General features: G+C 35.7%; 11 protein-coding genes. 5 read left to right on the forward strand and 6 right to left on the reverse strand.

Translation table 11 applies throughout. From position 1 onward, the window contains the following. Positions 1-28: 28 nt before the first annotated feature. On the reverse strand, positions 29-646 hold the full coding sequence (locus tag ACM9HF_RS10785; protein ID WP_473607663.1) for a tetratricopeptide repeat protein: 618 nt from the start codon (positions 644-646) through the stop codon (positions 29-31). Between the two features lie 220 nt (positions 647-866). On the opposite strand from ACM9HF_RS10785, the gene ACM9HF_RS10790 reads away from it, so the two are divergent. After that, complete coding sequence (locus ACM9HF_RS10790; RefSeq protein WP_473607667.1) at positions 867-1,883, forward strand: DUF484 family protein; 1,017 nt, start codon at positions 867-869, stop codon at positions 1,881-1,883. An 89-nt stretch (positions 1,884-1,972) separates the two neighbouring features. Here ACM9HF_RS10790 and ACM9HF_RS10795 read toward each other — a convergent pair whose 3' ends face one another. From ACM9HF_RS10795 to ACM9HF_RS10805, 3 genes are all read right to left on the reverse strand, one after another. Continuing rightward, positions 1,973-3,370 carry a M20/M25/M40 family metallo-hydrolase gene (locus ACM9HF_RS10795; RefSeq protein WP_473607671.1) on the reverse strand — a complete coding sequence of 466 codons (1,398 nt, stop codon included), beginning with the start codon at positions 3,368-3,370 and terminating at the stop codon, positions 1,973-1,975. A gap of 496 nt (positions 3,371-3,866) precedes the next feature. Next, complete coding sequence (gene erpA, locus ACM9HF_RS10800; RefSeq protein ID WP_076417178.1) at positions 3,867-4,208, reverse strand: iron-sulfur cluster insertion protein ErpA; 342 nt, start codon at positions 4,206-4,208, stop codon at positions 3,867-3,869. A gap of 54 nt (positions 4,209-4,262) precedes the next feature. Further along, positions 4,263-5,018, reverse strand: a complete 756-nt coding sequence (locus ACM9HF_RS10805) for a DUF6776 family protein (RefSeq protein WP_473607678.1) — start codon at positions 5,016-5,018, stop codon at positions 4,263-4,265. Positions 5,019-5,213: 195 nt separating this feature from the next. On the opposite strand from ACM9HF_RS10805, the gene ACM9HF_RS10810 reads away from it, so the two are divergent. The 4 genes from ACM9HF_RS10810 to hemL all read left to right on the forward strand — a co-directional run bounded on the left by ACM9HF_RS10810 (position 5,214) and on the right by hemL (position 9,709). Next, complete coding sequence (locus tag ACM9HF_RS10810; protein ID WP_473607683.1) at positions 5,214-6,839, forward strand: chloride channel protein; 1,626 nt, start codon at positions 5,214-5,216, stop codon at positions 6,837-6,839. Continuing rightward, positions 6,839-7,270 carry a CopD family protein gene (locus ACM9HF_RS10815; protein ID WP_473607688.1) on the forward strand — a complete coding sequence of 144 codons (432 nt, stop codon included), beginning with the start codon at positions 6,839-6,841 and terminating at the stop codon, positions 7,268-7,270. Before ACM9HF_RS10810 ends, ACM9HF_RS10815 begins: the two co-directional genes overlap by 1 nt. A gap of 131 nt (positions 7,271-7,401) precedes the next feature. After that, the gene (locus ACM9HF_RS10820) at positions 7,402-8,409 is read left to right on the forward strand and encodes an aspartate carbamoyltransferase (protein WP_473607692.1); all 1,008 of its coding nucleotides are present in this window, start codon (positions 7,402-7,404) and stop codon (positions 8,407-8,409) included. Positions 8,410-8,425: 16 nt separating this feature from the next. After that, positions 8,426-9,709, forward strand: a complete 1,284-nt coding sequence (hemL, locus tag ACM9HF_RS10825; protein ID WP_473607694.1) for a glutamate-1-semialdehyde 2,1-aminomutase — start codon at positions 8,426-8,428, stop codon at positions 9,707-9,709. Positions 9,710-9,838: 129 nt separating this feature from the next. Here hemL and ACM9HF_RS10830 read toward each other — a convergent pair whose 3' ends face one another. Both ACM9HF_RS10830 and mrcB read right to left on the reverse strand, forming a co-directional pair. Beyond that, positions 9,839-10,252, reverse strand: coding sequence for a hypothetical protein (locus tag ACM9HF_RS10830; RefSeq protein ID WP_473607697.1), 414 nt, complete (start codon positions 10,250-10,252; stop codon positions 9,839-9,841). A 356-nt stretch (positions 10,253-10,608) separates the two neighbouring features. Next, entirely contained in the window at positions 10,609-12,939 is a 2,331-nt protein-coding gene (gene mrcB / locus ACM9HF_RS10835; protein WP_473607701.1) for a penicillin-binding protein 1B, read from the reverse strand. Positions 12,940-13,020 lie beyond the last annotated feature (81 nt).

Below are 13,020 nucleotides of genomic sequence, written 5' to 3' on the forward strand. Positions count from 1 at the left end.
CGCTTTCAACATAAAACCACACTATAAATCAATATTCGGTAACTTTTGCCGCATTAATCACTCGTTCTGGCATTTTATCGGCAAGTTTTAGTAGTAACATAGATATTTGTTTATGCTCTTTTTTATCGTCTGTAACGGCATGATGAAGTTGAGAATAAAGTGCGGGAAAATCTAACGGACTGCCAAAGCCTTGGTCATATATTTGCGCTAATCGAATTTGAGCTTTTAAGTTTTTTAGGGTTGCAGCTTCTTTTAGGTAACGAATCGCTTTATCTACATCCACCTGAACAAACTTTCCTACATGGTAATATCGGCCGAGTTGTTCAAGCCCTTCAGCTAAACCTTGGTCAGCAGCTTCTTGCATGTAGTAAAGTCCTAATTCAACGTCTTTTTTCACACAAACACCATAAGCCAGCATATCTCCCCATAAAAACTGGTAAGAAGGCATTTTTGATTTAATCGCCCTCGCTTCAATGTCTTGTACAAGCTGACAATCATCTAAAACAACTTGCCCTAAATGTTTATTTTCTTTAATTAGATCTAATAATTCATTATCCGTATATATTTGTACCACTTTTAATGTTTCAGCAGACGACAGAAAAGAAATAAATATGAAAAACAACAGTGAGAAAAAAGATAACTTCATAAGACAACCTATTAATATTTAAAAGTAGTATGACTTAGGTCAAACATTATGTTTATTATCGACCATTAAACAAAAATATTGAGCATACTAGTAAAACTTTATTTAACTATTACAACTAACAAAGCAATTTTAATACCATAAAATGGCCATTGAATGCTTGCACAATAGTTAGGTTCATATAACAATGTTCCTTTAAAGTATTTTTAAAAGAGTTAATTAAATGTCTGAACTAGAACAATTAATTGAAAATTCTAAAGCTAATGAAGCTATTTCTAAAAAACTATTTGAAATTGAAACAGAAGTTTTAACGTCAAATTCTAGTGATGAATTGCTACAACGTTTATTAAACTCTATCAAAACTAAATTCAATTTAACCAATATCCGTTTGTTGTTAGTTGACCCTACACCTATCTCATTTCTTATTAATGAAAATATAAAATCATATTGGTATCAACAAAACACAACCAGCGTTACTCACAACCAATTAAAAAAATATCACCTCAACAATCAACCTTTCTTAACTGACAATATTCAAGAGTTGTTAGTAAACTTTTCTCAAGAAACATTAGGTTCAGGACAATCTTTTGCGCTAACGCCTTTAATTCTTGAGAATAAGCTTTTTGGTAGCCTACTATTTACTGATATAGATAAAACACGCTTTACCCCAAGTTTAGGTACCTTTCATTTAGAACAACTCGCGGTAAAAGTAAGTTTATGTTTATCAAATGTATTGGCTAGAGAACAGTTAGAATATATTGCCAATTACGATAGGTTAACAGGCGTTGCTAATCGTAGATTAATGGAAGCATCAATTACTGAAGAGTTAATTAGGCAACAACGATATGGTGTTTCATTTGCCGTACTTTTTATTGATTGTAATAAATTTAAGAAAATTAATGATACCTATGGTCATGATTGTGGTGATCAAGTACTCATTTATGTTGCTCAACAACTTAAACACTTAATTAGAGAAAATGACCGTTGCTTTCGCTATGCAGGAGACGAGTTTGTCGTAACATTAGCAAGTCAAAACTATAATGAAGCATTGATGGCCGCTAAAAGGCTCTGTCAGCATTTTATCGACAACCCTATGCCATACGAAAATAAACTTTTACCTATTACAATAAGCTGTGGAGCAGCAGTCAGTGACGGTGAATCAAGTATGAATGAGTTATTAAAAAAAGCTGATCAGCAACTTTATATGAATAAGAAAATGAGTGAATTTGAAGCGGAGTAAATAACGTAATCAATAAATATCAGGTTCAACTTAAAAACAATAAACACTTTTAAATTGAACCCTACTCAAACTAAAAAAATCCCAACCACCTAATGGCTAAAGTCAACGCCAGATTGAGCCGCAAAGTAAGCAAACATAGTATAAATTGCAGTGTTATGCTTTAACGCTTTAGCATCTACCTTATCTAGCGTATCGTTTTCTGTGTGATGATAATCAAAATACAAGCTACCATCAGGCGCAAAATTTACACTAGGCATACCTGCTTCACTCATTAAACTCATATCAGATTGTGCTTTAGCTGTATTCGTTTTACTCACACCAACACCTAAAGGCTTAAGGTACTGTGCAAATTCATGTAACGCTGGCAGTGATTTTTTACCCACACCAGTTCTCATTTCATAAATAGGACCTACGCCAAAATCCCATTCAGCGCCAATAACATGGCCTGTCATATCACTTTTACGCTTTTCAACATACGTTTTTGCGCCAACTAATCCTATTTCTTCAGCCGCAAATAAAATAACGCGAATAGTACGCTTAGGTTTAACCGCTAATTGTGCAATATGATGCACTGTTGCCATCATCATACCGACACCAATACCATCATCAACAGCGCCTGTTCCAACATCCCAACTATCAAGGTGAGCACCAAGCGTTACATATTCATTTGGAAATTCACTACCCGTTAATTCACCAATAACGTTAGCTGTTTTGGCTACCACCTTAGGATCGCTATGAGAGGTTAGTTTTAAGAAAAATTCTACATCATCAGAACGTTTTAATTGATTAAGTAACATATCGGCGTCTGGATTTGAAATACTTGCTGCGGGTATTGCTTTACCACCTTCGTCATAACGTACAGACCCCGTATGAGCTAAACGATTGTTGTCTGTACCAATTGAGCGGATAATAATAGCTGAAGCGCCTTTTTTAGCGGCAACTGCTGCACCATTTTTACGTGCTGCCACTGCGGGTCCATATCCTTTACCATCAATATGTCTTTCCATACGGTATGAGATAAAAACAACTTTACCAGTTAAGCTATTATCTGCGGCAGCTTCTAAATCTTTGAATGTATTAAAGTGAGCTATTTTACCTTTAATACCCTTATCACCGGTACCTACGCTACCACCTAAGGCAATTGCAACGACTTTATGCGGATAAGGAGCAATAACTTTCGCTTCTACTTCTCCTCTATGCCAATAGGTTGCTGTTACATCTTCAGTCCACACTTTATCAAAACCGAGTGTTTTCATTTTATTAACAGCCCAAATTATTGATTTTTTATCGCCTTCAGATCCAACTAAGCGATGACCTACTTCGGTTGTTAAAGATTCAATTAAGTTATACGACAAATCAGACGTTAATGCCGTTTCTTGCAACGCCATGAGTTGCTTTTGTTCGTTAGTATTAAGCACATCAGCACTTACCGCTGTACTCAACAAAGTAATTGAAAACAGCCCTATTTTTAATAAATTATTAAACATTGAAGTTCCTAAACGTTAATTATATACCCGTTACCACTCAAGAGGCTATTTCAGAGTGCTTGAGCGATATCAATTCAAGGCAATGCTTTGCAATAATGGTCGTTTCCTTATAAAAAGCATTAACGACGAAGTGATTTTGCTCAAGCGCTTCTCCGATGGCTCTAAAAACAATTTATGCTTCGTTATTAACTTTAGTCAGGTTCCTACACGGATGTAGGACATTAGGGTAACGCAGGAGCAGTTACCGAGAATAACCATGACGTAAACTTAATGCCTTGCCTAAATTGTTTTTAGTTCCCACTGAAACCTGCATCTTGAATGATAACGGGTATAATTCTACAGTATTCATAATAACTAGACGACATGCAAACGTGTTGAACGAACAAAAGGGGCAATTAAACGCAGAAAAAATATTGAAGAGTAATGAGGTAAACTTTATTTTCAGTTTAGATAAAAGTTTACCTAAACTGAAAATAATACTGAAAAAGTCATGGTATTAGATAGAAAAAGAAGAACCACAGCCACACGTTGTAGTTGCATTAGGATTATTAACTAAGAATCGACTACCTTCTAAGCCTTCAACATAATCAACTTCACCGTCAACTAAATACTGAATACTCATTGGGTCAACTACCATAGTGACGCCTTTTTTCTCAATAGTCATATCCCCTTCATTTACTTTTTCGTCAAAAGTAAATCCATATTGAAAACCTGAACAGCCACCACCTGTTACATAAACACGTAACTTAAGCTCTGGATTTTCTTCTTCAGAAATTAAAGCAAGTACTTTGGTTGCTGCTGCGTCTGAAAATTTGATTGGTAATTCTGGGCTAGACATAATTCTCTACTTGATACATTGAAACTGTGGGTGATTATCTTAAACTTGACTGTTTTAGTCAAGTATTATAGGGATCGATTTAGCGAAACGACCTAATTTAATATTCCATTTATAACTTTCTTCTAAGCGGTGGTATTTCTGCCAACGCCCTTTCGGTAAAGTAATGATAATATTTATTTTTTCTGGCGAGAAATCTTCTGGCAAAGAGAATACACCTTCAAGCACTTGAAAAAACTTAAAACTAAAAGAAAGATCTTTCTGAGTGAGTTCTGATATATCGCTCAGGTTTAACACGATGGTTTTATTTTCCAAACTGCCTGAAATTTTAATATCAACAAAACCTTTGGCATATCTTTTTTGTAATAACTGGTGAACTAAAAATACTCTAAAATTATATCGATTTTCTGTTTCGGTTTTTGACACAATAAAGTCATCAAGCACAACACCATCAGCTTGCTTTTCAGGGGCCATAATTTTTTCATAAAAAGCCAATTCTTTTTTCAGCTGATAATGTTCATTTTCCACATCTTTAAGTAAAGCTAATGACCTTTTAGCCGCCATCTTTTCCACTTCTAATTCAGCTTCTAAGGTATTTATTCTTTTTATTTGTTCCGCTTCTTGTTTATACAAAAGCTCTAATCTTTTTTTATGATAAGATAAAGCTTGTGATTGATACCCATGAAAATAATTACCAATTCGATAACCAACAAAAATACACGTGATTATCAAGGTCATCAACAATAACGATGAACGAAAGACACCTAATTTATGCACAAAAGCATTAAGATTTATTTTTGCTAACCAATTCATTTAAAAAGTATTAATATGTTAAACATTATAAGGAACTATTTTTACATCATATGCTGTTAATGAATCTTTTACTAAGATTACTTTATCAATGCATATTAATGTAAATAACAACTACCGCTTTATGATTTATTAATAATGATATTATTTTCATTAAAAAAACGTTTATCGCTCCCAATAACCTCTTGGCAACTTTGCATGCTCGCAACTATAGGTGGCGCACTATCAGCGCTACTTATTGTTGGCTTTACAATCACAACAGACGCTTTACAGCTACTATATTTAAGCGAAAAGGACAACTATAACAGCTTAAGTAAAGCAAGTCGTTTCATAATGCCTATAATTGGCGCGATAATTATATTATTAGTTTCTTGGGTTACTGGGTATAAATACTTACGTACCGGCATCCCCTTTGTTTTGCACCGTTTAAAAGTCGCTTACGGTGAAATCCCCCTACGTAATACTATCAACCAATTTATTGGTAGTGCCGTTGCTTTAGCTTCAGGGTTTTCTGTAGGGCGCGAAGGCCCCGCTATCCACCTTGGCGCCGCATTTAGTAGCTATTTAGGTACATTATTAAAATTACCTCATAACAGTATTCGTACCTTATGTGCTTGTGGAATTGCAGCAGCAATTTCAGCAAGTTTTAATACACCACTTGCGGCCGTTATTTTTGTTATGGAGGTTATCCTTCGCGAATACAAAGTTCATATATTCATTCCTATAATGATGGCATCTCTTGTCGGCTCTATGATCACCAGTAGCACTTTAGGCCCAGCTCATGAATTAGAATATTTTAATAATATCGCCTTGGAGTTCGCACATTACCCTGTACTCATTGTATTTGCTATTGCAATTGGTATTGTGGCTTTTGTTTTTAATCGCTACTTAGTTTTAATTATTAAACACTCAGAAAAATTTCACATTGTTAAGCGCCTACTTTTAGCCGCAATAATTACGGGTGCTCTCAGCTATGTTATTCCTCAAGCAGTAGGCACCAATATAAATGCTATTAGCTTTTCTCTTGGAGAAAACTCTTCTCTAGTTCTCATTACGGGTTTGTTAGTTGCTAAAATAGTGATGACAATATCAGCGTTAGGTTTAGGGATACCAGGAGGCGCTATTGGCCCTATTTTAGGTATAGGGGCAATAGCTGGAAGTTGCGCCGCAATAATAGTGCAATTATATTTCCCCGAAGCTCATTTAACTAATGACTTAGCTTTAATGGGAATGGCAGGCATGATGGCTGCAACATTAAATGCGCCATTAGCCGCATTAATTACGGTTGTTGAGCTATCAAATCAATTAGAAATTATTGTACCGGCTATGGTAGTGATTGGAACTGCATGTGTAATCTCTGGACAATTTTTTGGTAATCGCTCTTTATTTGTCATGCAGCTTGAAGTTCAAAATCTGACTTACCGCAAACCTCCCTTAGAAAAGTCATTACAGCGCATCGGTGTTTTAGGATTAATGAACGAACATTTCACCATTAGTCACAAACTTTCAGAACAAGAAAAAGCAGAACATTTAGAGCAAGCCAACGAGTACGGTTTACTATTAGATAGAATTGATAATAACAACGCAGAAAATAGCTTATATTATTGGCTTCAAAGAGATGATTCAGACCCTAACAGTCAAGTAATTACTAATCACCTATTACTACCATTACATGCGCAATCAACTCTAGTAGAAGCCTATTTACTCTTGGTTAAAAAACGTAAAGGTGGTGTTTATATTTATGGTGAGAATATAGACGACGTTTTAGGAGTTATTACTTTTGAACAAATAAGACGCTTTTTAATTGAAGGAAAAATACGTTAATGACAACTTTATTATGGCTAAAGGCTTTTCATGTTGCTTTTATGACAGCATGGTTTGCTGGTGTATTTTATTTACCACGCCTTTTTGTAAATCATGCTGAAACACAATCAAAAGAAGTGGCTGAACACTTAAAAGGAATGGAAAAGAGATTACTCTATTTTATCACTCCTTTTGCTTTTCTCACTATCGGCTTAGGGATTGCGTTAATTAATTATTATGGAATAGATTGGTTTATTGCTTCCAAATGGCTGCACGTAAAACTTAGCTTAGTAATTTTAGTAGTTATTTATCACATATATTGTTTTAAGTTAGTTAACGACTTTCAAAATGATAAAAATACAAAGTCAGGCCGTTTTTATCGCTTGTTTAACGAATTACCTGTTTTCGCCTTATTTGGTATTATTATTCTTGCCTATGTGAAACCTTTTTAGTTCAAAAGCGGGACACGATTACCGTAATTTTCGTTATCTTCAATAGTCTTTTATGCTATATTCCCGCTCGTTCTTAATGAATGTACAAGCAAGCGCTCCTTACAAAACCAACTACATTTAGGTATATCAACATGATGAAATTTGAAGGAAGTCATATACTTTCTGTATCACAATTTGATCGCGATGCCATCTCTCGCATTTTAGAAATATCTTCTCTTATGGCGCCTTATGCTATGAGAAAAAAGCGTTGTACCGTGCTCGACGGGGCTATTTTAAATAACTTATTTTTTGAACCAAGCACACGTACTCGTGTAAGTTTTGGTGCGGCATTTAATTTATTAGGTGGTTTTGTTAGAGAAACTGTTGGTGAAGAAAACTCATCATTAAGCAAAGGCGAATCGCTATTTGACACCGCGAGAGTTATTAGCGGTTATTCCGATGTTATTGCCATGCGCCACCCTAAAATGCATTCGGTTGAAGAATTCGCACAAGGCAGTAGTGTTCCTGTAATCAATGGTGGTGACGGAGCAAATGAACACCCAACGCAAGCCTTACTTGACTTATTCACTATCAAGTCTGAAATGGCTCCGTTTAACAAAAATTTAGACAATTTAAATATTACCCTAATGGGTGATTTAAAACATGGCAGAACCGTGCATTCTTTATCTAAACTCTTAAGCTTATACAATAATGTAAAAGTGACTATGATATCGCCAGATGCTTTAAAAATGCCAGACAGTGTAATATCTACATTGACGAATGCGGGTCATGAAGTTATTCAAACAGACAAAATAGAAGGCAATCTCGCGTGCGATGTTATTTATCAAACACGTATTCAACAAGAGCGTTTTGCCAGTAAAGATGAGGCTGATTTATACCGAGGCCACTTTAGTTTAAATAAAGAAATTTATCTTCAGTATTGCAAAGAAAATACGGTAATTATGCACCCTCTACCAAGAGATTCTCGCCCTGATGCAAACGAACTTGATAACGACCTCAATGATCTAAACAACCTCGCCATTTTCAGACAAGCACAAAACGGTGTATTAGTGCGTATGGCGCTTTTTGCACTAACACTTGGTGTTGAAAATAACCTGACCAAATTTGAAAAGCCAGTGACTTGGCATACAGCGAAATAAATATTGGAACGACAAAATGAATAAATCTGAACAACTTTTTGAAAACGCACAACACATTATTCCTGGTGGCGTTAACTCTCCTGTAAGAGCTTTTAACGGCGTAGGCGGCACACCCTGTTTTATTAAACGCGCAGACGGCGCCTATATTTACGATGCCGACGATAATGCCTACATTGATTACGTAGGCTCATGGGGACCTATGATTTTAGGTCATAATCACCCTGCTATTTTAGAAGCTGTTATTTCAACAGCAAAAAATGGTTTAAGTTTTGGCGCCCCAACCGAACTTGAAATTACCATGGCTGAAAAAGTTAAAGAACTTGTGCCATCAATGGAAAAGCTTCGTATGGTAAGTTCAGGCACAGAAGCAACCATGAGCGCTATACGTTTAGCTCGTGGTTATACAGGCCGAGATAAAATATTAAAGTTTGAAGGTTGTTATCACGGTCATGCCGACTCGTTACTCGTTAAAGCGGGTTCTGGTGCATTAACCATGGGTGTACCTAACTCTCCTGGTATACCTGCTGATTTTGCTAAACATACACTGACCGTTAGCTTTAATAATATTGAAGAAGTAAAAGCAATTTTTACTGAATATAAAGACGAAATCGCCTGTATTATTGTGGAACCCGTGGCAGGAAACATGAACTGCATTCCTCCTGTAGAAGGATTTCTTGAAGGTTTAAGAGAAGTTTGCGATCAACACAACAGTGTCTTAATTTTTGATGAAGTTATGACTGGATTCAGAGTTGCACTCGGCGGTGCTCAAGCTCATTATAATATTGTTCCTGATCTTACAACGTTAGGTAAAGTTATTGGTGGCGGCATGCCTGTTGGCGCCTTTGGTGGTAAAACAGAAATAATGGATTATATCGCTCCTGTAGGCCCAGTTTATCAAGCAGGCACCCTATCAGGTAACCCAATAGCGATGGCAGCAGGTTTAGCGTCGTTAACTGAATTGTCTCAGGGCAATAAACACCAACAGTTATCTGAAGGCACTAAAAAACTAGCCCTTGGATTAAAAGCGATGGCTGAAAAAAATAATATTGCACTAAGCGTAAACTACGTAGGCGGCATGTTTGGATTTTTCTTTACTGATGCAAAGGAAACCATTACAACTTATGCGCAAGCAACGGCATGTGATAGCGAAAGATTTCAAAAATTCTTCCATTTAATGTTAAAAGAAGGTGTTTACTTAGCGCCATCAGCCTTTGAAACGGGCTTTTTATCAACGGCTCATACTGATGACATTATTGATAAAACATTAGCTGCAGCTGATAAGTGTTTTGCTCAATTATAATGAGAATTAATACCTGTCATTCGTGATATTGGTACGGCTCTCCTCAAAATAAAAAAGGTAGATATGCATAACATATCTACCTTTTTTATTAGCTAATTAATGTAATTGTTATAACTTGAACGATGCTTTTCAATCATCCGATAAATTTGATTTAGCTTTTAAGCTTTCCATTTCATGTGTAAGCCAACTATGCGCTTCTTGCCAGCCCATCTCTAATCCAGAAAATATTTTAACATTCCAATCATCAACTTTTCTTAATTCAATCAGCTTTTCAATTTCGGTTTTATTATTTTGATTATAATAAACAAACGCAATCGCTTTTAATTGTTCATGCGAGGCCATAGTTAACTTAGCCTCAAATGTCATTTCAAATTGGTGAATATTGTTAATCAATAACGCGAAACAACTCGTCATCGCCTCCTTCAAAACCTGATGGCTTTCTTCAACCATTTCTAAGGTTAGTTCGATACCATCATCAATAACCACTTCAATAATATTGTTTGGTAATACGGTAAGATATGCAAAATCTAAGCGTTGTTTCATATTTACCTCTGCGTGACTTTATTTTACGTCAACTTATAATCTGTATGAAATATGTAATAAATATAGCTTCCTGTGCTGAAGGTTTAGCTAACGCTTTACGTTAATTAAACCCTATAAAACATAAATAAATACGCGAAAAACTCATTTAATTTTCTATTCACAATTACTAACATAGAAATATCATAGGAGCAAAATGTATAAAGATCCGATATTGATGCTTAATTGTTAGAGTAAATTTTTTAAAACAGCGAGTTATATTTCCTCTTGTAATATAACACCCTATAAATAACTTATTATTAACAAATTGTATACAATTAAACAACAGCATTTAACATAAAAATTTGAATAAAATTTTTCTAATTCCCAAACAATTTATCCAGCCATGAGCGTTTTTTAGATGATGGACGAGTACACGTTTCCAGTTTTTGAAGATAGTTGCTATTCGCTGGCAAAGATATTGTTTCACTACAGTTATCTGATACAGCATTACCCGTTTCTTTTTCAAAAGTTACAAGCTCAATTCTGTCAGGCGGATTTAAGTGCTTATTGCTAACACCTTGTTTATTCATATAGTCAGCAAATAAAACCAAAGCTCCGCTGCTTCCTGTTAGCTTGGTCGGTTTATTATCATCTAAGCCAACCCAAGACGTAACAAGGTGTTGATTATCAAAACCAACAAACCAGCTGTCTCGTTGATCATTTGTTGTACCTGTTTTACCTAAAATCTCTTTACCTTTAAGGCGCCAAGTTAAGGATTTAGCTGTACCCTGTTTAGTTACTTTAGATAATGCATAATCAAGTAAGTAAGAGGCTTGCGACGAAAACAATTGTGTATCTACCGCTTCAAACTCCCATAACGTTACGTCTTGAGAAGAAATAATACGCGTAATAGCATGACCTTGCTTGCTAAAACCATTAGATGCAATAGGCAAGTAAAACTGGTTCACTTCTACTGGCGACATATTAATTGAGCCTAATAACATAGAAGGCCGTACGGTAATATCTTTATCAAATCCTAATACATGTAAAGTATCAGCAATATTAGTTAAGCCAATCGCCATACCTAAATTAACGGTAGGAATATTTAATGACTCAACCAGAGCATCAATTAAATTAACTTTTGTGCGATACTTGCCATCGTAGTTTTTAGGACTCCATTGTGTGCCTTCATCAGAAGTAAGTGTGATTGGTTTATCTTCTAATACCGTCGCTAAAGAATACTGTTCATAGCGTTCTAACGCCGCTAGATAAATGGCAGGCTTTACTAAAGAACCAATAGGTCTATTCGAATTTATCGCTCGGTTAAAACCGGCATAACCACTTTTTTTACCACCGACAATAGCTTTTATTTCACCCGATTTTATATCACTTACCACCATGGCGGCTTGTAGCTCTCCAGTAGTATCAAGTTTAGGGAGCCGCTCTTCCACTGTTTGTTCTAACAACTGTTGGCTATAATAAGAAAAACCAGTAAATACAGAAATACCTGACTTTTGATCGTATTCGGTCATCAATTCAGCAAGCTCTTGCTTAACCAACTGCACATAACTTGGAAATTTTTGACGAGAAAACCTGCGTGCTTCTCTAACCGTTAATGGCGATTCTATCGCTTTAACAAATTCAGGTTTTGTTAGAAACTCTTTTTCAAACATCAACTTTAAAACTAAATCGCGTCGAGCTTTTGTTTTATTAGGTTTACGCCATGGATCGTAATAACTCGGCCCTTTAACAATTCCTACCAACATAGCCATTTGTTCTGGGGTTAATTGTTCAATACGTTGGCCAAAATAAAACTCAGCGGCTAAACCAAAGCCATGAATTGCATTAGCGTAGTTTTGCCCCAAATACACTTCATTTATATAAGCCTCTAACAAAAGATCTTTGCTGTAGCGATACTCTAAAATTAACGACATTATGGCTTCATTTGCTTTGCGCCATAAGGTTTTATCTCGGGTTAAAAACATATTTTTAACCAACTGCTGCGTAAGTGTACTGCCCCCTTGAACCGTTCTACCCGCTAAAATATTACTGTAAAGTGCTCTTAATATACCTAACGGAGAAATACCTTTATGAAAATAAAAATTGCGGTCTTCAACTAATAGCAAGGTATCAAGCAATAACACCGGCACATCGCCTATAGGAGTAAGTACACGGTCTTCTTTACTTGAAGGTAAAATACGGTCCATTAATATAGGCTCCATTCGAACCAAACTTACCGACTGATTATCTATGTAAATTTTACTTACGCGACCATTACTTACATCAATTTGAACCTTATTTGCCGCCTGCATGTCATTATCAAAACTAAAAGCTCGACGATAAACCACAATACGTGAGCCCGACATAGCATATTCGCCAGCCTTAGTTACTTTACTCACTCGCTTATAGCCAGAAAACTGTAGTGATGAAGATAAAACCACTAAATTGATCGCTTGTGAACGTTTAAACGGTTCAGCTTTGCCATACACTTGAATAGGTACTTCCCAGCGTTGGCCTTCAAACTTGTTTCTTACTTTTCCATCAAGATAAATGCTATAAATCACAAGAAAAAACACAAGAATAAATAGCACTTTAGCAAACGTAATTGCGCCCCAAACTAGCACTCGCCTCGTTTTTGAAACGTTATTTTTTGCTTCAGATGTTGGTGATGATTCTGGTGTTTTATCTTTAGCTTTTTTTACAGACATAAATAGTTTGAATTACATGGTTATTTTTGGAGAAACTTAATATTCGCATTATATACATAACCCTCATCAAATGTAGTAAAT

Source organism: Colwellia sp. RE-S-Sl-9, from assembly GCF_048296855.1.
In the GTDB taxonomy this organism is placed as follows: Bacteria; Pseudomonadota; Gammaproteobacteria; order Enterobacterales; family Alteromonadaceae; genus Pseudocolwellia.